This window comes from Terrirhizobium terrae (genome assembly GCF_030323265.1).
In the GTDB taxonomy this organism is placed as follows: domain Bacteria; phylum Pseudomonadota; class Alphaproteobacteria; order Rhizobiales; family Rhizobiaceae; genus Neorhizobium.
In genome coordinates this window covers 220,929-245,306 of sequence record NZ_CP104992.1, presented here as the reverse complement: position 1 = coordinate 245,306, position 24,378 = coordinate 220,929, and the positions used below count along the sequence as shown (strand labels likewise).

The 24,378-nt window shown below is 61.8% G+C and carries 20 protein-coding genes, 1 other RNA gene and 4 pseudogenes; 12 read left to right on the top strand and 13 right to left on the bottom strand.

Going from position 1 to position 24,378, the window contains the following annotated elements:
- Positions 1 to 15 precede the first annotated feature (15 nt).
- Positions 16 to 670 (top strand): annotated as a pseudogene (locus N7E02_RS09275) (thiamine phosphate synthase).
- A gap of 8 nt (positions 671 to 678) precedes the next feature.
- Positions 679 to 1,764, top strand: a complete 1,086-nt coding sequence (locus N7E02_RS09270; protein WP_374730679.1) for a tetratricopeptide repeat protein — start codon at positions 679 to 681, stop codon at positions 1,762 to 1,764.
- A 3-nt stretch (positions 1,765 to 1,767) separates the two neighbouring features.
- Here N7E02_RS09270 and N7E02_RS09265 read toward each other — a convergent pair whose 3' ends face one another.
- Positions 1,768 to 2,109, bottom strand: coding sequence for a DUF1648 domain-containing protein (locus N7E02_RS09265; RefSeq protein WP_286581576.1), 342 nt, complete (start codon positions 2,107 to 2,109; stop codon positions 1,768 to 1,770).
- A gap of 177 nt (positions 2,110 to 2,286) precedes the next feature.
- On the opposite strand from N7E02_RS09265, the gene N7E02_RS09260 reads away from it, so the two are divergent.
- The 4 genes and pseudogenes from N7E02_RS09260 to N7E02_RS09245 all read left to right on the top strand — a co-directional run bounded on the left by N7E02_RS09260 (position 2,287) and on the right by N7E02_RS09245 (position 5,530).
- Positions 2,287 to 3,087, top strand: coding sequence for an inositol monophosphatase family protein (locus tag N7E02_RS09260; RefSeq protein ID WP_286581575.1), 801 nt, complete (start codon positions 2,287 to 2,289; stop codon positions 3,085 to 3,087).
- Between the two features lie 120 nt (positions 3,088 to 3,207).
- The gene (locus N7E02_RS09255) at positions 3,208 to 4,275 is read left to right on the top strand and encodes an OmpH family outer membrane protein (RefSeq protein WP_286581573.1); all 1,068 of its coding nucleotides are present in this window, start codon (positions 3,208 to 3,210) and stop codon (positions 4,273 to 4,275) included.
- Between the two features lie 3 nt (positions 4,276 to 4,278).
- Positions 4,279 to 5,309: pseudogene (locus N7E02_RS09250) on the top strand (peptidoglycan -binding protein).
- Between the two features lie 2 nt (positions 5,310 to 5,311).
- Complete coding sequence (locus N7E02_RS09245) at positions 5,312 to 5,530, top strand: hypothetical protein (RefSeq protein WP_286581571.1); 219 nt, start codon at positions 5,312 to 5,314, stop codon at positions 5,528 to 5,530.
- A gap of 16 nt (positions 5,531 to 5,546) precedes the next feature.
- Here the strand turns inward: N7E02_RS09245 and N7E02_RS09240 are convergent, their stop codons facing one another.
- Complete coding sequence (locus N7E02_RS09240; protein WP_286581569.1) at positions 5,547 to 6,803, bottom strand: glucoamylase family protein; 1,257 nt, start codon at positions 6,801 to 6,803, stop codon at positions 5,547 to 5,549.
- Between the two features lie 8 nt (positions 6,804 to 6,811).
- Positions 6,812 to 8,623 (bottom strand): ABC transporter transmembrane domain-containing protein, encoded by a 1,812-nt coding sequence (locus N7E02_RS09235; RefSeq protein ID WP_286583742.1) that lies wholly within the window; start codon positions 8,621 to 8,623, stop codon positions 6,812 to 6,814.
- 290 nt (positions 8,624 to 8,913) lie between these two features.
- Between N7E02_RS09235 and rpmE the strand changes: the two genes are divergently transcribed.
- Entirely contained in the window at positions 8,914 to 9,135 is a 222-nt protein-coding gene (gene rpmE / locus N7E02_RS09230) for a 50S ribosomal protein L31 (protein ID WP_093004267.1), read from the top strand.
- A gap of 84 nt (positions 9,136 to 9,219) precedes the next feature.
- A complete protein-coding gene (locus tag N7E02_RS09225; protein ID WP_286581566.1) occupies positions 9,220 to 9,747 on the top strand; it encodes a P-loop NTPase family protein in 528 nt (175 codons plus the stop codon).
- Here N7E02_RS09225 and rcdA read toward each other — a convergent pair.
- The 3 genes from rcdA to N7E02_RS09210 all read right to left on the bottom strand — a co-directional run bounded on the left by rcdA (position 9,744) and on the right by N7E02_RS09210 (position 12,149).
- Positions 9,744 to 10,256 (bottom strand): protease adaptor protein RcdA, encoded by a 513-nt coding sequence (gene rcdA / locus N7E02_RS09220; protein ID WP_286581564.1) that lies wholly within the window; start codon positions 10,254 to 10,256, stop codon positions 9,744 to 9,746. The two genes, N7E02_RS09225 and rcdA, sit on opposite strands and share 4 nt — an antisense overlap.
- 430 nt (positions 10,257 to 10,686) lie before the next feature.
- Positions 10,687 to 10,878 carry a DUF1192 domain-containing protein gene (locus tag N7E02_RS09215; RefSeq protein WP_286581562.1) on the bottom strand — a complete coding sequence of 64 codons (192 nt, stop codon included), beginning with the start codon at positions 10,876 to 10,878 and terminating at the stop codon, positions 10,687 to 10,689.
- A 2-nt stretch (positions 10,879 to 10,880) separates the two neighbouring features.
- Positions 10,881 to 12,149, bottom strand: a complete 1,269-nt coding sequence (locus N7E02_RS09210; protein WP_286581560.1) for an MFS transporter — start codon at positions 12,147 to 12,149, stop codon at positions 10,881 to 10,883.
- 205 nt (positions 12,150 to 12,354) lie between these two features.
- On the opposite strand from N7E02_RS09210, the gene N7E02_RS09205 reads away from it, so the two are divergent.
- Entirely contained in the window at positions 12,355 to 12,516 is a 162-nt protein-coding gene (locus tag N7E02_RS09205) for a hypothetical protein (RefSeq protein ID WP_286581558.1), read from the top strand.
- On the opposite strand, the gene N7E02_RS09200 is transcribed toward N7E02_RS09205, so the two are convergent.
- From N7E02_RS09200 to tkt, 7 genes and pseudogenes are all read right to left on the bottom strand, one after another.
- Positions 12,517 to 13,434: a PhzF family protein gene (locus N7E02_RS09200; protein ID WP_286581556.1), complete on the bottom strand. Its 918-nt coding sequence runs from the start codon at positions 13,432 to 13,434 to the stop codon at positions 12,517 to 12,519.
- 213 nt (positions 13,435 to 13,647) lie between these two features.
- Positions 13,648 to 14,544, bottom strand: coding sequence for a fructose bisphosphate aldolase (locus N7E02_RS09195; RefSeq protein ID WP_286581554.1), 897 nt, complete (start codon positions 14,542 to 14,544; stop codon positions 13,648 to 13,650).
- Positions 14,545 to 14,803: 259 nt separating this feature from the next.
- Positions 14,804 to 16,006, bottom strand: a complete 1,203-nt coding sequence (locus N7E02_RS09190; RefSeq protein ID WP_286581552.1) for a phosphoglycerate kinase — start codon at positions 16,004 to 16,006, stop codon at positions 14,804 to 14,806.
- 107 nt (positions 16,007 to 16,113) lie between these two features.
- Positions 16,114 to 17,936 (bottom strand): annotated as a pseudogene (locus tag N7E02_RS09185) (potassium/proton antiporter).
- Positions 17,937 to 18,260: 324 nt separating this feature from the next.
- Positions 18,261 to 19,640, bottom strand: a complete 1,380-nt coding sequence (locus N7E02_RS09180; protein WP_286581550.1) for a GntP family permease — start codon at positions 19,638 to 19,640, stop codon at positions 18,261 to 18,263.
- A gap of 372 nt (positions 19,641 to 20,012) precedes the next feature.
- On the bottom strand, positions 20,013 to 21,023 hold the full coding sequence (gene gap, locus N7E02_RS09175) for a type I glyceraldehyde-3-phosphate dehydrogenase (protein ID WP_286581548.1): 1,011 nt from the start codon (positions 21,021 to 21,023) through the stop codon (positions 20,013 to 20,015).
- A gap of 75 nt (positions 21,024 to 21,098) precedes the next feature.
- A pseudogene (tkt, locus tag N7E02_RS09170) lies at positions 21,099 to 23,073 on the bottom strand (transketolase).
- A gap of 320 nt (positions 23,074 to 23,393) precedes the next feature.
- On the opposite strand from tkt, the gene N7E02_RS09165 reads away from it, so the two are divergent.
- From N7E02_RS09165 to ssrS, 3 genes are all read left to right on the top strand, one after another.
- A complete protein-coding gene (locus N7E02_RS09165) occupies positions 23,394 to 23,666 on the top strand; it encodes a DUF4164 domain-containing protein (protein WP_286581546.1) in 273 nt (90 codons plus the stop codon).
- A 10-nt stretch (positions 23,667 to 23,676) separates the two neighbouring features.
- On the top strand, positions 23,677 to 24,054 hold the full coding sequence (locus tag N7E02_RS09160) for a cell division protein ZapA (protein WP_286581545.1): 378 nt from the start codon (positions 23,677 to 23,679) through the stop codon (positions 24,052 to 24,054).
- 63 nt (positions 24,055 to 24,117) lie between these two features.
- A non-coding RNA gene (gene ssrS, locus N7E02_RS09155) (6S RNA) lies at positions 24,118 to 24,276 on the top strand.
- Positions 24,277 to 24,378 lie beyond the last annotated feature (102 nt).

Below are 24,378 nucleotides of genomic sequence, written 5' to 3'. Positions count from 1 at the left end.
CAGACGGGAAGAAACATGACAGAACCGGAAGATCGCTGCCGCCTCGTGCTGATCGTGCCGAACGAAGCCGATGCCGAACGCCAGGCGAACCTCTTGCGCCAGGCGCTGTCGGGCGGTGACGTGGCCTCGGTCATGCTGCCGCAATACGCGCTCGACGATCAGGCGTTCCAGAAGCGTGCTGAAGTTCTCGTGCAGATCATTCAGGATGCGGGCGCTGCGGCGATCATTTATGGCGACAGCCGGGTTGCCGGCCGCGCCAAGGCCGACGGGCTTCACATGGATGGCTCGCTGGAGGAACTGGGTGAAGCGATCGAGAAGTTCACGCCGAAGCTGATCGTCGGCGCCGGCGGCGCATCGGAACGCCATGCTGCTCTCGAGATCGGCGAGCTGCGCCCGGACTATATCTTCTTCGGCCGCTTCGACGGCGACATCAAGCCCGAGGCGCATCCGAAGAATGTCGCGCTGGCCGAATGGTGGGCGTCGATGATCGAAATTCCGTGCATCGCCATGGGCGGGACCTCGGTCGAGATCGGTCGTCGTCGTCGCTGAGGCTGGTGCGGAATTCGTTGCGCTGCGCAGCGCCGTGTTCGAAGCCGAAGGCGGGCCCGCGGAAGCGGTTGCCCGGGCCAACGCGCTTCTCGACGAAAAAGCGCCACGGTTTGAGGCTTGATGGTCTGCATGCCATCGACGATACGCCTGCTTCGCCGCTCACTGAAGATCTCGACCGCCGTGCTCTTGTTCGCTACGGCGAGCACATCCTTGCACGCCCAGTCGAACCGCGCCTTGACGCGGCCGGTCGGACCGGATGCGGGCAGGATGGAACAGGAGCAGCAGCCTGACGGCATCGTTCCCTCGGGTGGCGTCGAGCTCTACCAGCGCATGGGCGCGACCCTGCCTCCAGCGCCGGCCGAAAAACCTTACGACGGCCCGGTCGACGAGGCCTATGGCGCCTATCAGCGTGGGCTCTACGTAACCGCCATGAGCAAAGCTCTGGAGCGCGCCGAAAAGGGTGATGCCGCGGCCCAGACGCTGGTGGCGGAGATGATGACAAAGGGGCTCGGTATTGCCCGGGACGCAAAGTCCGCAGCTTTCTGGTATGGTCAGGCCGCCGAGCGAGGCGATCCGGCCGCGATGTTCGAATATGCGCTGCTGTTGATGCGGGGACGCGTCGTAGAAGCCGACAAGGTGAAGGCCGACGAGTACATGCGCCGGGCGGCCGAGGCCGGCAATGCGGCTGCCCAGTTCAATTGGGGCCAGATCCTGATTTCCGAAAACCCAGGCGACAAAGGGTTGGAACTCGCCCTGCCGTTCTATGAAAAGTCTGCGACACAGGGCGTCGCCGATGCACAATATGCCGTCGCTCAGCTCTATATGTCGCTAAAACAGGTTCCGCCTGAAAAGCACGATCGCGCGCGGCAGTGGATGGAGCGCGCTGCAAAGGCCGGTTACGATACGGCGCAACTCGACATGGGCATCTGGTACGTCAATGGTGTCGGCGGCGACCGCGATTACGACAAGGGCTTCGAGTGGCTGCGGATCGCGGCGATGCGGGGCAATGTCGTCGCGCAGAACAAGCTCGCCTATCTCTATATCAACGCGCTCGGCACACGACCGAATCCGGTCGAGGCTGCCAAGTGGTACGTGCTCTCGCGGCGCGCCGGGCTCCAGGATGCGGGTCTGGAAGACTTCTACCTCGGCATCAACGATGACCAGCAGAAGCAGGCGATCGACGCGGCCAACAGGTTCAGGCGCGAACCGCGCTGACCGTCAGCCCTTCAGTGCAAAGAGCGCCTGGCGGATGACCAGGCCATGGGCAGCCGACATGATCAGTACTGCGGCCAGCCAGATGCAGGCGTAGAGGACCGGGCTGTTCAGCGCCTGCGGCCTGATGATCGGCGCGATCGTGAAGACCAAGATGACGGTGAGCATGATGGCCGGCAGGAGGAAGAGTGCGACGGCCGGTCGCGCGAAGCCATCCGGAGTGCCGAGCCAGTCGAAATGAATCGGCAGCATGATATCCGCGGGCAGGGCCGACCATAGGCCGACCGACAGGAAGGTCATGGTCAGGAGCATGCCGATGCTGATGAGGAAGGGAACGGGCATACGCATGGGGCGTCTCCAATAAAAGTTTGCCCTCCTTTCGCAGGCCGCGCCCACAATGACAACTGCACCTACCGTCGCATGACTTGAATTTGGCGGCAATTTGTGGTCTTGAAGCCGCCCAATCGAAAAAGAAACAAGCGTGTTCCCCGGCATCCCTGCCCAGGGGCTCAAGGATTCCGAAAAATGGCCCGTTCAGCCCTTCTCAACGTCATGGTGCAGGCTGCCCTGAAGGCAGGCAAGTCGCTGACCCGCGATTTCGGCGAGGTGCAGAACCTGCAGGTTTCCGTCAAGGGCCCGGGCGATTTCGTGTCTCAGGCGGATTTCAAGGCCGAGAAGATCGTTCGCGACGAGCTGCTGAAGGCTCGCCCGACCTATGGCTTCCTCGGTGAAGAAGGCGGCGAGGAAAAGGGCACCGATGGCGCGCATCGCTGGATCGTCGACCCGCTGGATGGCACGACCAATTTCCTGCACGGCATTCCGCAGTTCGCCGTCTCGATCGCTCTGGAGCGCAATGGCGAGATCGTCGCGGGCGTCGTCTTCAACCCGGCGACCGACGACCTGTTCACGGCAGAAAAGGGCGGCGGCTCCTTCCTCAACGACCGTCGCATCCGTGTCGCTGCGCGTCGGGTTCTCTCTGACTGCGTCATCGGTTGCGGCGTCCCGCATCTCGGCCGCGGCAACCACGGCAAGTTCCTCGTCGAACTGCGCCACGTCATGGGCGAAGTGGCGGGTGTGCGCCGCATGGGCGCTGCTGCGCTCGATCTCGCCTATGTCGCTGCCGGTCGTTTCGACGGTTTCTGGGAAACCGAACTGTCGCCGTGGGATATGGCGGCCGGCCTGCTTCTCATTCGCGAAGCCGGCGGTTTCGTCTCGGACATGAAGGGCGGGACCAATATGTTCGAAACCCGTACGGCTATCGGCGGCAACGAACTGATCCAGAAGGCACTGGTGGAAGTCGTCAACCGTCCGGTTCCGACCCGCTGATTATCCAGCGCAATAAGGTGGGCGTCCGCGGATAGCCCACTGTTTTCCAACGCTGGAACACTTCAATTCGTCGCAATTTTACACTAGCCTCCGGCCAGCATACCGGAGGCGAGGTATATCATGGCGAATGCGACAGTGGACGATCTGGACGAAACGGAGACCGGCCGCGGCGGCTACAAGCACAAGCTCTCCAATCCGGCGTCCTTCCTCTGGACGATGCTTATCTTCCTGATCCTCGTCGGGTTCGTTGCTTCCATCCTCTATCGCCAGGCTGCCCACGCCTTCCAGACCAATCCGGGGCTGAACGGCCTGATCCTCGGCGTGCTGGCAATCGGCGTTCTGCTCGTTTTCGTCCAGGTGATCAGCCTGGCGCGGGAAGTCAGCTGGTTCAACTCCTTCCGCGCGGCCGGCGGCAATGCCGACAAGGTTGGCCGCGAGCCACGCCTTCTGGCACCTATGCGCACGCTGATCGGTCGCCGCCGCAAGGTGGCGCTGTCCACCGTCGCCTACCGCTCCATCCTCGATTCAATCGGCACACGGCTGGACGAATCGCGCGACACTTCGCGCTACCTCATTGGCCTCCTCGTTTTCCTCGGTCTGCTCGGCACGTTCTGGGGTCTGATCGGCACGATCGGCTCGATCAGCGACGTCATCGGCGCGCTCGACCCGGCCTCGAGCGGCTCCAACGACATTCTCGGCGCGATCAAGAGCGGTCTCGCCCAGCCGCTTGCCGGCATGGGCACGGCCTTCTCGTCCTCGCTGCTCGGCCTTGCCGGTTCGCTCATCCTCGGCTTTCTCGACCTGCAGGCCGGCCGTGCGCAGAACCGCTTCTATACCGAGCTTGAAAACTGGCTCTCGTCGGTGACGGATGTCGGCTATCACGGCCCGATTTCCGACGGCCCCCAGAACAACGCCTCCCTCGACGAACTCAAGGCGCTGACGACTGAATTGCGCAAGCTTGCCGCCGCCCAGACAAAGGCAGGCCAGGACAGCGCCAGCACCGAGCGCTCCATGTCGGCCATGGCCAATCTCGCCGAAGGCATCCAGGGGCTGGTCAAGAACATGCGCAATGAGCAGCAGATGCTGCGTGACTGGATCGAGGCACAGCAGGAAGAATCGAAGGCGATGCGGCGGACGCTCGATCGGCTTTCCGACAAGATCGCAGCCGACAAGAGCGGGGGCAAGTAAGCGATGGCGCTCGCCAAGAACCGCCGCCGCGAACGCAGCGTCGACTTCTGGCCGGGGTTCGTGGATGCGCTGTCCACGTTGCTCATGGCCATTATGTTCCTGCTCACGGTCTTCGTGCTGGCGCAGTTCCTCTTGAGCCGCGAGATTACCGGCCGTGACGAAGTTTTGAGCCGGCTGAACAGCCAGATCGCCGAGCTGACTGAACTGCTTGCGCTTGAGAAAAGCGGCAATCAGGATCTTGAGGACCAGCTCGCCAACCTGCAGTCGTCGCTTGCCGCGGTCGAAGGCGACCGTTCCCGTCTGCAGCAGCTTCTCAATGAAGGCGCCGGCAGCAGCAATGCTGCGAATGCCAAGGTCGGCGAACTGACCGGCCAGCTGAACGAGCAGCAGCAGATCAGCCAGCGGGCGGCAAGCCAGATCGAGCTTCTCAATCAGCAGATCGCGGCACTCAGGGCGCAGATCGCGGCCGTCGAGCAGGCGTTGCAGGCCTCGGAAGCCAAGGATTCGGCCTCGCAGGCACAGATCGCCGATCTCGGCCGCCGCCTCAATGTTGCGCTTGCCGCGCGCGTCCAGGAACTCAACCGCTACCGTTCCGACTTCTTCGGGCGGCTCAGGAAATCCTATCGGACCGTGAGAATATCCGCATCGTCGGCGACCGTTTCGTCTTCCAGTCGGAAGTGCTTTTCCCGGTCGGCGGCAGCGAGCTCGACGATGCCGGTCGCGGAGAGATGGACAAGCTTGCGACGGCGCTGCTGGAACTCGCGCGCGAGATCCCGGCCGAGATCAGCTGGGTGCTGCGCGTCGACGGGCATACCGACAATTCGCCGCTCTCCGGTTCCGGTCGCTATCGCGACAACTGGGAGCTTTCCTCGGCCCGTGCGACCTCGGTGGTCAAATACCTGATCTCCAAGGGCGTGCCTGCGAACCGTCTGGTCGCGGCCGGGTTCGGCGAATTCCAGCCGATCGCTCCGGGCGATACGCCGGAGGCGAAATCCCAGAACCGCCGCATCGAACTGAAGCTGACGGAACGATAAGCATGCCCCCCAGAAAGCCCGACATGACCGACCTCATCAAGGCGGTCGCCGATACCCCGCGCCGGGACAACAGCGCCTACCACCAGGCAATCGCCGAGGCGCGCGAGATGTTCGGCCAGGCCGAAGCTGCGCTCGGCGGGCCCGTCACGGTGACGACCAAGGCCAAGCTGAAGGCCAATGGCAAGTATGTCGTGAAATGGGTTTTCGAGAGGGCCGAGTGAGGCGGCTCGCCTACCGTCAGGCTGTATAGTGGCTTGAGCTGAAGCTCAGTCGCTCCAGGCCTCGCTTCACTTCCGGCGCCTTCATGAACAGGCCCCACAGCAGACCTGAGCGATGGTTCTCGATCATAGCGACGATCGGGCCCTGGTCGATGGCGATATAGGTCCAGGCCACCCAGTTGTTGGCCGGAGCGAAGGCGTCGGCAAAGCCGTAGTCGCCGAAGAGCTTGCCGTTCTCGTAGCGGATCATCGCCCGCAAGGCTTCCTCTGCTTCTTTCGGCAGGAAGGGGAAGCTGGAGAGTGCCGCAGTCGGCGCGATCGCTCCGGTATCGACTGTGGGTGAGTTAGCGTTGTAGCCGCCCGGCGCTTCCGAGGCGGTCAGGCCCCATACACTGTGCTGCTCATAAGCAGGCACGGTCTTGCAATAAGCGCGATTGATGCGGGTATGGGCTACTGCCTGCTGCCAGTAGTCACCATAGCGATCCGTCAGGCCGTGTGGATTGAGTGCGCAGAAGGAATATTGCGACAGGAAAAGCGGGCCGCCGAAGGGTTCCCCGAGCGGGAGCGTGGTGCCGAGGTAGTCGTTCCCGTTCTTCATCGCACCGGATCGCGCCCAGCCGACATGGTAGTTTTCCGGGCTGATCGGGTGCGTGTCGGAGCCGGCGCCGAGCACATAGGCGGACAGCGCCTCGTTCCATCCGACGATCGGCAGGTTCATAATCCACTCGTGGTTGGGGCTCCAGTGCCAGTAGAGCGGCCCGTCCGCCTTGCCTTTCGTGAACCAGTTCCATTCGACCTCGTCGAACAGTTTGTTGATGCGGTTGCGCAGCGTCGTCTCGGTCTCTGCCGCGCCGGTGAAATATTCGCGGGCGCAGATCAGCCCCTGCATCAGCAGCATGGTTTCGACGATGTCGCCGCCGTCATCGTACTGGGAGAACTGGATCGACGCGCTCGTGGCGCCGTCGATCATGTGGGAGAAAGCGCCGTGGAAGCGTGGGGCAAGCAGCAGGCGCTCGACGATGAGGTCGATCCTCTCCAGTGCCTGGTGTCGGTCGATCCAGCCGCGCTCGGCCGCGACGATAATTGCCATCACGCCGAAGCCGGTGCCGCTGATCGAGATCATTTGGGTGGCGAGAGCGCCGTTCACCCAACGCTTGTCATAGGGCAGCTTGCTGTCTTCATGGGCGCCTTCCCAAAAATACAGAAAGGTATGCCTCTGGACCTGATCGAGCAGCGTATCGAGGGGCGCATTCGGGTCCAGGGGCTTGAAGGTCATGTCTATCCTTAGATGGCGGCGACGGACGGCCGTTCAAGGTCCTGGAACTGCAGGCGAGCAAGCTTGGCGTAAAGCCCGCCCTTGGCGACGAGGCTCTGATGCGTGCCTTCCTCGACGACGCGGCCGCCATCGAGAACGAAAATGCGGTCGGCCTTCAATACGGTTGCCAGACGGTGGGCGATGACGAGCGTCGTACGGTTTTCCATCAGGCCGTCGAGGGCGCGCTGGACGAGCGTTTCGCTTTCGGCATCGAGCGCCGAGGTTGCCTCGTCGAGCAGCAGGACAGGGGCGTTCTTCAGGATGGCGCGGGCAATGGCGATGCGCTGACGCTGGCCGCCCGAAAGCGTGATGCCGCGCTCGCCGGCCAGCGTGTCATAGCCCTGATCCAGCCTGGAGATGAATTCGTCGGCCTGGGCGGCAATGGCTGCATCCCGCACCGCTTCGCGGGTGGCGTTCGGCATGCCGAAAGCGATGTTGTCGTGGATCGAGGCGGCAAAGATCGTCACGTCCTGCGGCACGATCGCCATGCGGGCGCGGATATCGGCGAGCCGTGCCTCGCGGATGTCGGTTCCATCGAGCGAGATCTGGCCGCTCTGCGGATCGTAGAATCGCATCAGCAGCGAGAAGACCGTGCTCTTACCGGCGCCGGATGGGCCGACGATCGCGACCGTTTCGCCGGGCCTGACCTTGAAGGAGAGCGCATTGAGGGTGATCGCGCTGACACGGGCAGGATAAGCGAAGGAGACCGAGTTGAACTCGACTTCGCCGCGGGGCGGGGCGGGGAGCGCCTTCGGGGTTTCGGGGTCGCGGACGGCGGGAATTTCATGCAGCAGTTCGGTCAGGCGCTCGGCGGCGCCGCCGGCAGCGGAAAGTTCGCCCCAGACTTCCGAAAGCTGACCGAGCGAGCTTGCGGCGATGACGGAATAGAGCACGAACTGGCCGAGCGTGCCGGCCGTCATCGTGCCGGAGAGAACGCTCTGGGCGCCGTACCAGAGAACGCCGACGATCGAGCCAAAGACGAGGAGGATGGCAAAGCCGGTCAGCAATGCCCGGGAGCGGATCGCCGAGCGGGCCGCGTCATAGGCATTCTCGACGGCAAAGGCGTAGCGGTCGCTGGCGGCGGTCTCGCCGTTGAAGGACTGGATGGTGCGGCTGGCGGCCACCGTTTCCGAGGCGAAGGCGGAGCTTTCGGCCAGCGTATCCTGCGCCGCACGCGACCGGCGGCGCACGGAGCGGCCGAAGCCGACGATCGGGAAGACGATGAGCGGGATGGCGCCCAGAACCATGGTTGAGAGCCAGGGGCTGGTATAGATCATCATGCCCATCGCACCGAGACAGAGGATGGTGTTGCGCAGCGCCTGGGATGCCGACGAGCCGAACGCCGACTTGATCTGCACCGTATCGGCAATCAGGCGCGAGACGATCTCGCCGGACTGGTTGACGTCGAAGAAGGATGCGGAGAGGCGGGTGACATGGGCAAACACTTCGCGCCGCAGGTCTGCCACGACGCGTTCGCCGATCGTGATGACGTAATAATAGCGCATGGCGCTCGCGGTCGCGAGAAGGACGGCCAGAACCAGCAGCATGCCGAAATAGCTGTTGATGAAGTGCCCGTCGGTGGCGGCGAAACCGTGGTCGATCATGCGCCTCAGAGCGAGCGGCAGAGCCAGCGTCGTGGCTGCGGCGAGGACCAGGAAGAACAGCGCTGCTGCGACATGTCCGCGGTAGCGGGAAAGATAGGGGATCAGGCGCGCCAGAGGTTTCAGCGTGCGATTCTTCTTTTCGGTCTGGATCTCAGTCTTCGTCTCGGTCTGGGGCATGACTGCCACGTGCTCTCCTGGCTGGCATCTCAACCCGACAATCAGAAGCGATTCCCAGCAGACAGATGCGCAATTTCGGTCCTAGAAAGCCCATCCTGCCATAGACGGCGAGGCCATGTAGAACCTATATCAAACTCGCTCGCACGGGACTTGTGCTTGCGGTGACCTTCCTGTATAGGCTCCGCATCGAATTGGGAAGCCGTGACCGGACCGGTCTGCGGCTTCATCTATTACAGAGGGTCGGTGATCGCAAATGCGGCATGGTGACCCCGCAGCGCAGGATTAGCGACATGAAGGCTGAGATTCATCCCGACTACCACATGATCAAGGTCGTCATGACCGATGGCACCGAATACGAAACCCGCTCGACTTGGGGTTCGGAAGGCGCAGTCATGAACCTCGAAATCGATCCGAAGTCCCATCCGGCCTGGACCGGCGGCAACCAGCAGCTGATGGACCGCGGCGGCCGCGTTTCCAAGTTCAACAAGCGTTTCGGCGGCCTCGGCCTCTAATCCGAACCTTGACGGACCTAAAAAAGCCTGGCGCAAGCCGGGCTTTTTTCGTTTTCTAGGTCGGGCTGAGTTTGGGGATCGGGCATGGTGAAGCCAGGAAAGCGCGAGGCGTTTGCCCGCGTCGTGATCATGGGCAATGGCGGGTCGGGAAAAACCTGGCTCGCGAAGCGTCTTGCTCCCTGCCTCGGCGTTCATCCCATCCATATGGACCTGGTCTACTGGCAGCCCGGCCGGTTCGGGGTCGCGCGCGACAAGACCGTGGTGGCCGAGGAAATCCGCCAGCTCTCCTACAAGGACGAGTGGCTGATGGAGGGTGTCTACGGCTGGCTCATCAATGTCCTGTTGCCGAGAGCGACCTCCCTGATCTTTCTCGATCTGCCGGAAGAGGAATGCATTGCCAATGTCAGGGCGAGGGGCAAGCAGGGCGGCGAGACGCAGGAAGGTTTCGACGAGCTTATCGACTGGGTGTCGAAGTATAGGGAGCGCCGTAACAACTGGAACTCCTTCCAGACCCACGTACGAATGTTCGACGAGTTCGCCAACGAAAAAGTGCGGCTGAAGAGCCGCACTCAAATCACCGATTATGCAGAACGGGTCTGCTCTGCGATCTAGTTGCCGAAAGCGGTATTGAGAAGATCCAGCTGAGCACGGACGCTGTTCTCATTGTCAGGCACGACAACGGCGTCTGACGGCCGGTAGATTTCGCGATCGAGCAGGGCGACGCGGTTCTGCAGGCGCAGCGAACGCTCGACCAGATCTCGGAAGCCTTCCGGAAGCTCGGCCCAGCCCGGCGCATTGCGGTCGACGTTGAAGCCGTCGAGGCGAACCTTGTTCTTTTCAGCCAGAACCTGATCGCGGGACATTTCGCCGTTGTTGACGGCGCGCTGCAGCAGCAGCCAGGAGGCCATCTGCATCAGGCGGGTCGTCAGGCGCATGGATTCGGCAGCGTAGAGAACCGAGGCGATACGGGGCAGGACTTTCGATGCAGCGCGGCCTGTGCCGTCGAGATAGCTCGCGGTTTCTTCGACCAGTGCCATGCCTTCGGAGTATAGCGTCTTGAACTGCGGAGACGCAGCTGCGCGACCGGCGAAGTTGACAGTATTCAAACCCTGTTCCGACATGAAAGTCATCCTGCTAACGCAATCACGATGAGGCAATGGCCACAACGGCCAAAAAGTTCCATCGCGGCCCTGATTGACTTGAACATGGTCGTTATACTGCAAATCCGCAAGGCGTTTATTAACTAAAGGTTAATACCCACAAGATCGGGTAAACAGGTGCTAATGTTCTTGATTTGATACACATTTCGGCATCGCCGGAATATCGGTGTTTCACTCCCTGACCTCACGCCATCTCACAACTCAGCGAGGCGCAAAAAGAAGAGCCGCGGAAAGGCGGCTCTCAAGGTAAAACAGGGAGAAATCAGACCATTCGCCGGGTGGAGAAACTGTCTGAGTCCAGGAAAGCCTGGACGGTCTGATAATGTCCGTTAATGATTAATATTTGCTTAAACAGCTTAGGAATACTTGGCGGCGTTTACGGGCACCAATTTCATTTTCGGAACAGGTTGTCGGCCGCGGAGCGCCCCGCCTGCTTCTTCTGCCTGTCGGCTTCGAGACGGATGATCTCTTGCCTGAGCAGCGCGATTCGGTCATCGAGATCGCCGACCGAGAGGATGGAAAGATCCTGGCCGATCTCGTGCGCGGTCTTCTTGATCGGGCGATCTTCGTCGAAAAAGCTCATGTTCAGTTCCTCCGGTCGTCGGACGGGCCTTCTGCCGGCGCGGCGCGCGGATCGAGCGCAACGCTTTCCGGCGTGCTGAGCGTTGCCGGCGCGTGGGCTGCGGTATAGGCATCGCGCTGTTCGGCCGGTATTGCCGCCCTCTGCCGGCTGCGCAGGATCGCGTAGGCGCTGATCAGGATATGCGAAATGGCGGTGACGAGAAAGAGCGCGTATGGTCCCGCCCAGCTCATCACAGGTCCACCGATACTGGGGCCAATGATCGTGCCGATACCGTAGAGAAGCAGAAGCCCGCCGGATATTTTGACGAAGTCCTCGGACGAGGCGAAGTCGTTCGCATGGGCGACGGCGATCGGATAGAGCGCATTGGCGGCGGCACCATAGATCGCCACAAGCACGATGATGCCGTAGACGCTCGTCGGGCTGAATATCGCAACCGCAAGGCCCGCGAGTGCCGCTGCTCCGGATAGTCCCGCCAGGACGTGTCGACGATCAAGCCTGTCAGAGAGTCGGCCGGCCGGAAACTGCATGATCGCGCCGGCAAAGATGGTGATGCTGACCATGGCTGCAACCGCGCCCTGGGAGAGCCCGGCCTGGGTGGCGAAGACGGCCGACAGCGTGCCGTAGGCGCCGTTGGCAATGCCGATCAGCAGGATGCCGACGAAGGAAATCGGCGAGTTCTTGAACAGGCCCTTCAAGTCCAGCCTCGCGCGTTTCAGCGGCTGCGGCGAGGCGGCCTTGGAGAGCGTCGTGGGCAATGCGGCGATGCTGTAGAGAATGCCGCAGATCATGAAGAGCGTCGCTGTCGTGACATCGGCGAAGGGCACCATCATCTGACCGCCGACGACGCCGAAAAGGGTGATGGAGATGTAGAAGGAGAAGATCGTGCCGCGGCTTTCCGGCGTCGCACGCTCGTTCAGCCAGCTTTCGATGATCATCGATGTGCCGGCGGTACAGAAGCCGGTGATTGCTCTCAGGACCAGCCATGCCGTCTGGTCGACGAAAAGACCGGTCAGCAGGACGTTCATGCAGATCAGGGCCAGGAAGCCGGAAAACGCCCTGACATGGCCGATGCGCCTCACCACATTCGGCGCGACGAAGCAGCCGATGACGAAGCCTGCCGCCCAGGTCGTGCCGAGGAGGCCGAGCACTTCGTTGGAATATCCTTCATGGGTACCACGCAGGGGAAGCACCAGACCCTGAAGGCCGTTGCCGAGGAACAGGAAAAGGGTACCGGATAAAAGGGCGAGGACGGGGAGGAGGTTTCGTCGCATCGTCTCTACAAATTGCTCGAGTCAAACATTCGGCGGCGGCGCCTCAGCCTTATCCGGCGTGTTGCGCCGGGTCGAGCGGGGCGGTAACGAAAGGGAGGGCAGCCAGTCTGTGAATCGCGTTGCCCCTCCCCAAGCCTATCTGTGGTGGAGTTGAAAAATGTCCACCCTGTGGCGAGACCGGAAAACGGCCGTCAGCGGATTAGAAATGACCAAAGCGCTTGCCATCATCCTGATCCTCGCCATGGGTGTCCAGATCATCAAGCCGCTCGGCCTGCCGGGCCTGAAGCGCCGCATGGATTTCTGGAAGATCGCGCTTTTCGCCTTTGCGATCTGGACCGTCGCGCTGCTAAGCCGTGAATTCTATTGATCAGGTTTCCACGCTGCCGCGCATGACGAAGACGCATCGGCCGCTGACCCGAACGTCGGTAACCTGACCCGCCTGCTTAACGACATCGAGTTCGATGACGCTGCGGCGGCCCATCTCGACGCCCTGTTCGATCGTCAGGTGGAAGCTGCCATCTGTTGCGGGCTCCCTGTCGACGAGGAATGCGGCCAGAGCCGCCGATGCACTGCCCGTTGCCGGATCTTCGGGCACGTCATCCAGCGGTGCGAACATGCGGGCGCGGATATTCGAAGGATGCGTCTCGTCCCGCACATAGAGAAACACTGCGACGCCGAGCCCGTCTCCGGCATGCCGTTCGGCGGCTTCCCGGTACGCGGAAAGATCGGGCCTCGCTCGGCTGAGGGCGTCCAGCCCCTCCAGTTCCGTCAGCACGAAGGCGAGGCCGACGGAGGCAAAGAGTGGCTGATGACGATCAGTGCGAACATCTTGCTCGTCGATCGAGACGCAGCGGGCGATGAGTTTGGCGTTCAAGGTCTCGCCGACTTCGAGCGGTCGCGGTGCGCGGATCGTTGCCGCGATAACAGCATCTCCGTCGCGCTTCAGATCCACCTCAACCAGCCCGGCCTTTTCTTCGAAGCGCAACCGATCGCCAACCGGCTTGCCGAAAAGCTTTGTCTGTTGGCCGAGGACATAGGCAGTGCCCACATTCGGATGGCCGGCAAAGGGCACTTCCATGGTCGGCGTGAAGATGCGGATATGGGCGCTGTTTTCGGCATTCTCGGGTGGCAGAACGAAGGTACTTTCGGAATAGCCGAATTCCTTGGCGATCTGCTGCATCTGTTCGGTCGTCAGCCCGCGCGCATCCGCCACCACGGCCAGCGGATTGCCGGTGAAGCGTTCGGTGGTGAAGACATCGACGGTGACGAAATCGATAGTGGGCATGGCATTCTCCAGATCAAACTGGCGCGATGCTAGGCGGGACAGTCCTCTGCCACCAGCCAATCTTTGTGATGGTGGCAATCGAGGATGATTATGGCCAGAGAGATGATGGCAATATGGAAAAACCGCGCCGTTGCCGACGCGGTTTTCTCCTCCCTGCAGCGCGAGGCACCTGTGGTGCGCCGACCGCTGCAACGGTTCCTTCGAAAAGGCCGATCAGGCCTTGTTTACGCTTGCCGCATAGATCTGATCGATCGTTGCGGCAAGGCTCGCATCGAATTCCGCGTCGGTCATCGAGGCGCGCAGGTGTTCTGCCAGAGCGCGCGAGAAGCTTGCGATCATGCCATGGTTGTGGCTGAGTTTTTCGCAGGCCTCATCGGTGCTGTAGCCGCCGGAAAGGGCGACGACTCTGATGACCGATTTGTGGGCGATCAGGGGTGCGTAGAAATCGGCGACCGTCGGGATCGTCAGTTTCAGCATGACCTTCTCGTCGGCCGGCAGCTTGTCGAGCTGTGCGGCAATCTCGTCGCGAAGGATGGCTTCGGCTTCCTTCTTCGTCGGGCTCTTGATGGAGACTTCAGGCTCGATGATCGGCATCAGACCCTGGGCGATGATCTGACGCGCCACGTCGAACTGCTGCTGAACGACGGCGGCAATGCCGGCCTTGTCGGCATTAGCGATGACCGAGCGCATCTTGGTGCCGAAGATGCCCTTCTCGCGACCGCGGATCAGGAGAGCGTCGAGATCAGGCATCGGCTTCATCAGCTGAACGCCGTTCTCTTCGGCTTCGAGACCCTTGTCGACCTTGAGGAACGGTACGACGCCGCGCTTTTCCCAGAGATAGGAAGGAACCGGCTGGCCTTCGACGTCACCGTCCATGGTGCGTTCGAACAGGATGGCGCCGATGACCTTGTCGCCGGAAAATGCAGGCGCGCTCATGATGCGGACGCGCATGGCGTGCATCAGGCGGAACATTTCCTCGTCGCCCTGGTATTCGGATTCAGCAATGCCGTAGAGCAGCAACGCTTTGGGTGTTGAACCACCGCTCTGATCCAGCGCTGCGATAAACCCGGGTGCCGAGCTCATCTTGTCCAACATCTTCGCGTCCACCATACTTCACTCCTATCCCTAAAATGGCGCCGTAGGCGCTCACGTATCCTCTGGTTCCACGTTCAGGCGGCGATGCCAGCCTGATCAATTTCCGAAGCTACAATCCGCCGATAACAGAAGTTTGTATATCGGGGAATATGCCTCTAACTGCCTGAAACGATTGAAATTACTTCAATCGTTTAAAATGTTGAAATAATTTAAACGCCTCTTGTCCTGAGGATGCGCGAACCTATGCCTGCGCACCCTCCATAAGATAGGGCACTCAGGCGGTCTTGGACAGAACCGCCACGCCCGGCAGTTCCTTGCCTTCCATCCATTCCAGGAATGCACCGCCTGCCGTCGAGACATAGGTGAAGTCGTCGGCGACGCCCGCATGGTTGAGCGCGGCAACCGTGTCACCGCCGCCGGCGACGGACACGAGCTTGCCGGCCTTGGTCTGAGCTGCCGCGAATTTTGCGGCAGCGACCGTCGCAGCATCGAAGGGTTCGATCTCGAAGGCGCCGAACGGGCCGTTCCAGACCAGCGTCGATGCCTTACCGATCCATTCGCTGACTGCTTCAACGGATTTCGGGCCGACATCGAGCATCATGGCATCGGCCGGGATGGCTTCTATCGCGACCGTCTCGTTGGCTGCATTCGCCTTGAATTCGCGGGCGACGACGCCGTCGACCGGGAGCACGATGGCGCAGCCGGCGCTTTCGGCCTCGGCCATGATCGCCTTGGCGGTGTCCGCGAGATCATGCTCGCAGAGCGACTTGCCGACATTGATGCCCTTGGCCGCGAGGAAGGTGTTGGCCATGCCGCCGCCGATTACCAGCGCATCGACCTTCTTCACGAGGTTCTGCAGCAGGTCGATCTTGGTCGAGACCTTGGCGCCGCCGACGATGGCGACTGTCGGGCGTACCGGAGCGCCGAGACCCTTTTCCAGCGCTTCCAGCTCGGCCTGCATGGTACGGCCGGCATAGGCCGGCAGGTGATGGGCAAGGCCTTCCGTCGAGGCATGGGCGCGGTGGGCGGCCGAGAAGGCGTCGTTGACGTAGATGTCGCCGTTCTTTGCAAGAGCCTCGGTGAACTCGGTGTCGTTCTTTTCCTCGCCCTTGTGGAAGCGGGTGTTTTCCAGAAGCAGGATCTCGCCGTCTTTCATCGAGGCGATCGCCTTTTCGGCATCGGGGTCGATGCAGTCGGAAGCAAACAGGATCTTGGTGCCGAGGACTTCGCTGACGGCGGGCACGATCAGCGAGAGCGACATGTCGGCGACGGGCTCACCCTTGGGGCGGCCGAAATGGGCAAGCAGGATGACTCTGGCGCCCTTGCCGGCAAGTTCAAGAATGGTCGGCGCGACGCGCTCGATGCGGGTCTTGTCGGTCACCTGTCCGTCGGCAACCGGAACGTTGAGGTCGACGCGCACGAGAATGCGCTTACCCGCAGGAGCGTTGATGTCGTCGATGGTCTTGAAAGCCGGCATGATGGTCCATTCCTTTTAAGGGGCTGGGATGTGAACTGGCCGGACCATACTATGCCTGATCGCCGACGCAAGGCGCGTTCGTGGCGAATTGCGCCTGTCGATCGCGATCAAGATTTCTGGCCGGGAACCTGTCTGCCGCGATACTTGCGCAGCAGATCTCGGATGCGGTGGGCGATCTCGCGCATGTTGATGAAGATCGGCAGGTTGGTGGTCGGTTCCACCGGTTCCAGCGAAACACCGACGCTGCGGATATGGTCGTGTTCGTCGACTTCCCGCACGATAAGGATGATGGAGCCGAAGCGCATGCGATCGGCATATTCGGCCTTTCCGCCAAGCCTCGAATTGATGAGATCACCGACGGTCATGCTCTGCTCGGACGTGGCGAGCAGGCCGGGGCCATAGGCGGCGTCGAGCTCCTGGCCGGGCGCGATGGGGAAATCGCAAAGGCGCCGAAGAAGTCCTCGTCGGTATCTTCCACCGGCGCGCGGGCGGCGAAGAGGCGGTCGAGCAGCTTGATATAGGTGGGGCTGACGAAGAGATAGACCTGATCGCCCTCGCGCAGTCGGCCGGCATATTGGAAGCGGATGCTCTTGCCGTCGCGGATGACCAGGGACGGCATTGCCCAGCGCGGGATGCGCTCGCCGCTGAGGACCGGGCTGTCCTTAATGACACGGTAGGAGATCAGCTCGTGCTGGGCGCCGCCGGGAAGGTCGAGCTCGATCTTGTCGACCGCGCCGAGGCGCGGCGGGATGATCAGCCCGAGGAAATTGGCGACGGGCTTGATGGTCCAGCCCTGAACCAGGAGGGAGACGAGCACGATGATGAAGGTGACGTTGAAGTAGAGTTCGCCGTTTTCCACGCCGCTCAGCATCGGCATGATGGCGAGGAGGATGGAGACGGCGCCACGCAGGCCGACCCAGGCCACGAAGCCGATTTCCTGCTGGGTATAGTCGAAGGGCAGGAGGCTCAGCCAGACGGCCACGGGGCGGGCGACGAAGATGAGGAAGAGCGCGAGGCCGATCGCGGGCAGAAGAATGCTCGGAAATTGCGACGGCGTGGCGAGCAGGCCGAGAACGAGGAACATGATGATCTGGGCAAGCCAGGTCAGCCCTTCGTTGAAGCGGGTGATCTGCTGCTTGGCGAACATCTTGCGATTGCCGGCATACATGCCGGCCACGTAGACCGCCAGGAAGCCGCTGCCGCCGAGCGCGCCGGTGAAGGAAAAGACGAGCAGGGCGAGCGCCAGCACGAAGATCGGCGCAAGGCCGCGGTCCGAGGTGAAGCGGTTGAGGATCGCGACGATCATCATGCCGCCGGCAAGGCCAAAGATGAGGCCGAGGCCCATTTCCTCGATGAAGACCAGCGCGAAATGCAGATCGATGCCGGACAGGCGCTGGCCGGTGCCGATCAGTTCTGCAATGGCGATGGTGAGGAAGATCGCCATCGGGTCATTCGTGCCGGATTCCACTTCGAGCGTCGATCGCACCTTGTCGCGGATATTGATGCCGCCGATGCGCAGCAGGAAGAAGACGGCCGCCGCATCCGTCGAGGCGACGATCGAGCCCAGAAGCATGCCTTCGAGCCAGCCGAAGCCGAGCATGAGAGCGGCCGCAACGGCGAAGATGCCGGCGGTAATCAGGACACCGGCCGTCGCCATGACGATCGCCGGAAAGGCGGCAAGGCGGAAGGAATGGATGGGCGTACTAAAGCCGGAGTCGAAAAGGACGATTGCAAGAGCGAGCGATCCCAGCATAAAGGTGAAGGGATAGTTTTCGAAACGAATGCCGAGGCCATCGACGCCTGCGAGAAGGCCGATCGCAAGGAAGACGAGAAGCAAGGGCGCGCCGAAGCGGAAGGCAAGCAGGCTCGAGAAGGCGGAAACCAGCACCAGAAGCGTGCCGATCAGCAGAACGATGTAAAACGCCTCCAAAAGTCCGAACCTTTTTCCTGTCGCCTTTCCCGACTCTTCAGCAACGGGGTCCGTCACGCAAGGCTAACATTCATAGCCGCGGGAAAGGACACCAGCGAAGGGGCAGAACCCGGCCGAGCCGGAGCGAGATCGTTACGTCACGATGATTAGGCGTGATCGAATCCGGCAAGAGAAGGGCAGGGCTGAAAAAAGACGTACTAATTCGTTGGTCCGTCGGCGTTCGGCAGCGCATTGCCTAATGGTCTGTGTAACGCCTGCGACGGACATCAGGGAAAACCCGGACGCACCTTCGGTAGGAAGGCGCGTCCGGGGGATTTCGAGTACTTATGCCAGCGAGAACATGATGCCGGCCAGTGTAAAGCCAATCACGCCCATCAGCGTCTGCATCGCAGTCCAGGTCTTGAACGTCGTCTTCACATCCATGTTGAAGAAGCGACCGACCAGCCAGAAGCCGGAATCGTTGACATGCGACAGCATGACCGAGCCGGAGGCCAGCGCGATGACGATTGCCGACAGTTCGAAGCCGCTATAGCCGCCTGCCTGGATCGCAGGCTGGACGAGACCGGCTGCCGTGATCAGGGCCACGGTGGCGGAGCCCTGGGCGACACGTAGCGCGGTTGCGATCAGGAAGCCTGCGACGAAGACCGGCATGCCGATGTCTGCCATTGCGCTCGACAGGGCGTCACCGATGCCGGATGCGCGTAGGACGCCGCCGAACATGCCGCCGGCGCCGGTGATCAGCATAACCGAGCAGACCGGCCCCAGAGAGGACTCTAGGATGCGCTCGACCTTGAATGCGCTGCGGCCGCTTCTCGGACCCAGCACGTAGCCGGCGACGAGAACCGAGATGAGGAGCGCGATCGGGGTAGAGCCGACGGTACGAGCGAGTTGGAACCAAGCAGCATCCTTGCTCACCCATTCCTGGGCACGGGCAAAGTCGAGACCGGTGTTGATGAAGATGAGCAGCAGCGGCAGAAGCAGCAATGCGACGACAAGGCCGGGCTTTGGCGGGGTGATGCCTGCTTCTTCGGCCTTTTCTGCCTCAGCGGTGTTCGGCACCGGCAGGTCAATGCGTTTGCCGATCCAGTTGCCGAAGAAATGGCCTGCAAGAATCCAGGTCGGGATGGCGACAATCAGGCCGGCAATCACAAGCAGGCCGACATCGGCGCCGAGCAGCTCGGCAGCCGCGACCGGACCCGGATGCGGAGGCACGAAGACGTGCATGCAGGAGAATGCGGTCGCGACCGGAATGCCGTAAAGAAGAAGGCTGCCGCCGAGGCGACGCGCGACGGTGAAGACGACCGGAAGCATGACGACGAGGCCCGCATCGAAGAAGATCGGGAAGCCGAAGAACAGCGATGCGATGCCGAGCGCCAGCGGCGCACGCTTTTCACCGAAACGCCGAACAAGGTCGTCGGCTAGCGCTTGCGCGCCACCGGAAATTTCCAGCAGACGGCCGAGCATCGCGCCGAGGGCGACGAGCAATACCACGCCACCGAGGGTCGAGCCGAAGGCCGACGTCAGTGTGCTCAGCACGTTTGCCGCCGGAATGCCGGTGACAAGCGCCGTCAGGAAGCTGACGAGGATGAGCGCCACGAAAGCATGGACACGAAACTGGATGATGAGAAGCAGCAGCAGCGCGACGGCGCCGACGGCGATGGAAATGAGCGCACCGGCGCCCAGGGTCTGTTCGAATTGCGGCAAATCTATACTCCTCCAACGCCGGACCGTGGGAGGCGGTCGGCGGGTTATGCCTTGACAAAACGCGTTGTTATGCGAGCTCAGGTTGAGCCGTGCAGGTTCGCCCTCTACGACGGTTTTGTGCGCTGCATCAACTGGTAAGCCTCAGCATTCCCAGTATTTTGAAGGGTTTTTATCCTAAAATTCTGCGGTTGCTTTCAGCAGAGTGATTTAAACCGATTTATATTCTGCGCGATCGGAATGGCGTCGATCGGCGCCACCGCGTACAAAGAATCGGTGAAGATCAGGCTTCCCCCGAAAAACAAAGAAAAGCCCTCTCCTTCGCCGAAGGAGAGGGCTTCATTTTACTATCGTCCGGCGTTTCCGCCGTGAGCCTCAGATCAGCTTGGCCAGTGCAACCGACGTGTCGGCCATGCGGTTGGAGAAGCCCCACTCGTTGTCGTACCAGGAGAGCACGCGGACGAAGTTGCCTTCCATGACCTTGGTCTGGTCGATCGCGAAGATCGAAGAATGGCTGTCGTGGTTGAAGTCGCGGGAGACGAGCGGCTCTTCCGTGTAGCCGAGGATGCCCTTCAGCTTGCCATCCGAGGCGGCCTTGATGGCGTCGTTGATCTCGGCGACCGCGGTGTTTTTCTTGGCGACGAAGTTGAAGTCGACGACAGAGACGTTCGGGGTCGGAACGCGGATCGAGGTGCCGTCGAGCTTGCCCTTGAGGTGCGGCATGACGAGGCCGACGGCCTTGGCGGCGCCGGTCGAGGTCGGGATCATGGACAGGGCTGCTGCGCGGGCGCGGTACAGGTCCTTGTGCATGGTGTCGAGCGTCGGCTGGTCACCTGTATAGGAATGGATCGTGGTCATGAAACCGTGGTCGATGCCGACGGCGTCGTCCAGAACCTTGACGACCGGCACGAGGCAGTTGGTCGTGCAGGATGCGTTTGAGATGACCAGATGGTCCTTGGTCAGCTGGTCGTGGTTGACGCCGAAGACGACGGTCAGATCGGCGCCGTCGGCCGGAGCCGAGACGATGACGCGCTTGGCGCCGGCCGTCAGATGGGCAGCAGCCTTGTCGCGGGCGGTGAAGATGCCGGTGCATTCCAGCGCGATGTCGACGCCGAGTTCGCCGTGCGGCAGCTGGGCCGGATCGCGGACTGCTGTGACCTTAATCGGCTTGCCGCCGGCAACGGTGATCGTGTCGCCATCGACCTTCACGTCGGCCGGGAACTTGCCGTGGATGCTGTCATAGCGCAGCAGGTGGGCGTTGGTTTCAACCGGGCCGAGATCGTTGATGGCAACGACTTCGATGTCAGTGCGGCCGGATTCGACGATGGCACGCAGAACGTTGCGGCCGATGCGGCCGAAGCCGTTGATGGCAACCTTTACAGTCATAGAGTCCTCTCCCTGAATACGGGCTTACGTTATCAGACGTGGTGGCGCCGCCCGCGAAGGACGGCGCCGGCCCCGTTAAAGCTTTGCTTCAGCAGCGGCGACGACGGCTTCCGCCGTGATGCCGAAGTGCTTGAATACGTCCTTGGCCGGGCCGGAAGCGCCGAAGCTCTTCATGCCGACGAAGGTGCCTTCCGGACCGATGAAGGCATCCCAGCCTTCACGAACGGCGGCTTCGACGGCGATCTTGACCGGCGAGTTGCCGATGACTTCCTTGCGGTAGGCATCCGGCTGTTCGAAGAACAGTTCGGTGCAGGGCACCGAAACGACGCGGGTGGAAACACCCTTTTCCTCAAGCGTCTTGCGCGCAGCGACGGCGAGTTCGACTTCGGAACCCGAAGCGAAGATCGTCACCTTGGCATCGGCATTGCCGGCGAGCGTGTAGGCGCCCTTGGTGACGAGGTTCTCTTCCGAATACTCGGTGCGGACGGTCGTCAGGTTCTGGCGGGTCAGAGCGAGGCCCGACGGGCGGTCCTTGGTCTGCAGAGCGATCTGCCAGGCTTCCGCCGTTTCCGTGACGTCCGCCGGGCGGAACATCATCAGGTTCGGGATAGCGCGCAGCGATGCCATCTGCTCGACCGGCTGGTGGGTCGGGCCGTCTTCGCCGACGCCGATCGAGATCATGCGTCAGGACGTGGACGAGGCGGATGCCCATCAGCGAGGCGAGGCGGATCGGAGGACGGCAATAATCCGAGAAGATCATGAAGCCGCCGCCGTAAGGGATCAGGCCGCCATGCAGCGAGATGCCGTTCATGGCGGACGCCATGCCGTGTTCGCGAATGCCCCAGTGCATGTAGCGGCCGGCGAAATCCGTCGGCGTGATCGAATGCATCTGGCTGGTCTTGGTGTTGTTCGACGGCGTCAGGTCAGCCGAGCCGCCCAGCGTTTCGGGCAGGATGCCGTTGATGACTTCGAGCACGTCCTCGGAAGCCTTGCGGGTGGCAACCGTCGGCTTGGTCTCAACGATCTTCTTCTTGAGGTCGCTGATTGCGGCATCGAAGCCCTTCGGCAGATCGCCAGCGAAGCGGCGGTCGAACTCGGCCTTCTTCTCGGAGGCTGCCAGGCGACCTTCCCAGGCCTTGACGGCATCGGCCGAGCGGGTGCCGGCGGCGCGCCAGTCGGACAGAACGTCGTTCGGGATGACGAAGGGTTCGTATTCCCAGTTCAGCGCCTTGCGGGTGGCGGCGATTTCTTCGGCACCGAGCGGAGAGCCGTGAACCTTGTGGCTGCCGGCCTTGTTCGGAGCGCCGAAGCCGATCGTCGTCTTGCAGGCGATGAAGGTCGGCTTGTCGGACTTGTGGGCCTGTTCGATCGCGTCAGCGATCGCGGCCTGATCGTGGCCGTCGATCTCGATCGTGTTCCAGTGAACGGCCTTGAAGCGCATGATCTGGTCGGTCGAATCCGACAGCGAGACCGCACCATCGATGGTGATCGAGTTGTTGTCCCAGAAGAGGATCAGCTTGTTGAGCTTGAGGTGGCCGGCAAGCGCGATCGCCTCATGGCTGATGCCTTCCATCAGGCAGCCGTCGCCGTTGATGACGTAGGTATAGTGATCCTGCAGGTCGGCGCCGAATTCGTCGCGCAGCTTGCGTTCGGCGATCGCCATGCCGACGGCATTGGCAATGCCCTGGCCGAGCGGGCCGGTGGTGGTCTCGATGCCGGTGGCATGACCGTATTCCGGGTGGCCGGCGGTCTTGGAGCCGAGCTGGCGGAAGCCCTTCAGGTCTTCGACCGTCATGTCCTCGTAGCCCGTCAGATAGAGCAGCGAGTAGAGCAGCATCGAGCCGTGGCCGGCCGACAGGACGAAACGGTCACGGTCCGGCCAATGGGGCTTCGTCGGGTCGAATTTCAGGTATTTGGAAAACAGGACCGTTGCCACGTCCGCCATGCCCATCGGCATGCCCGGGTGGCCGGAGTTCGCCTTTTCGACGGCATCCATGGAAAGGAAACGGATCGCATTTGCCATCCGGTCGTTTTGTTCGCGAGAAGTCATGGCTAATCCACTGTGTCCGAGTGTCGGTCAGAGGCCCGATAATGGGCCCAATAAGGAGGCGCCTGATCCTTATCAGGTGGAACGGGCAAGTCAACAAAAGTGGGACAGTGCGGCGGGATTATGATCGTGTTTGCCGCAAGTTGCCTGTCATTTGGGCAGGAACGTTCAAGTAGGGTGCGGCGAGCGTGATCCACAGTTCGATGATGCCGACCGGCTGTCATTTATTGACCGGCTTTCAAGCGGTGAATAGTCTGCCGCTCTTGTTAGCGAGGCGGCATGTTTCGATTCGGCCGGGCTCGCTTTCTCAACGGGATAGGTGGATGCCGGCAGAAAAATCGGTCGAGATGGCGCTTTCGGAACTCCGGGCTGCGATCGGCAGCCTGGAGAATGCCGTCGATGCGCGCATCGAACGGCAGCGCGACAGCCGCGATGTCGAAGCCGAAGTGAAGCGCGTGCACGCCGATCGTGCCCGTCTGGCGCAGGAGCTCGACCAGTCGCAGTTCCGGGCGAACCGGCTCGAAGAAGTCAATCGCGAGGTTTCGCGCAGGCTCGTGACGGCGATGGAAACCATACGCGCCGTGCTCGATCGATAGGGGCAGGCGGATGGCGCAAATTTCAGTCACGATCGACGGCAAGGCCTATCGCATGGCCTGCGAGGAAGGTCAGGAAGATCACCTGACCGAACTTGCGGCAAGGCTGGATCGCTATGTCGGCCATCTGAAGAGCCAGTTCGGAGAGATCGGCGATCTGAGAATCACGGTCATGGCCGGCATCATGATCATGGACGAACTGTCCGAGATGACCCGCAAGGTGACGGCGCTCGAAAAGGACATCGAGGCGCTCAAGTCCAATCGCGACGGCTCGCTCGAGACGCAGTCGCGCAACGAGGAAATGCTGGCGGCGACGATCGGCGAACTGACCGAGCGGATTGCCGGGCTGGCTGCAAAACTCAATGCCCGCCCGTCGGCAGAGGCCAACTGACGGCTCGCCAAAAAACGTCGATGGCCCACTGGCGCCGCTGCAGCTTCGAACCTATATTGCCGAAGCGATCTGCGCTTCTCGACAGGAACCACAATCCCTGGGGCCATACTCGATCCAAAGGGAGCTGTCCCTGACCAGGCCCGTGGGCTTGGACATATGGCGCCCACCTACGTTTGTAGGCACCCAGGATCGTAAACCTCCATCGGTCGCCGCGGATCGCACTCTTCACCTCATCGCAAATGCCGTTATGGCCCGGTTATCTTGGCCGGTGGCTTGACATGGCTGGCTTTGCCGCCGACTTGTTGCCGATACTCTCAAACGGCG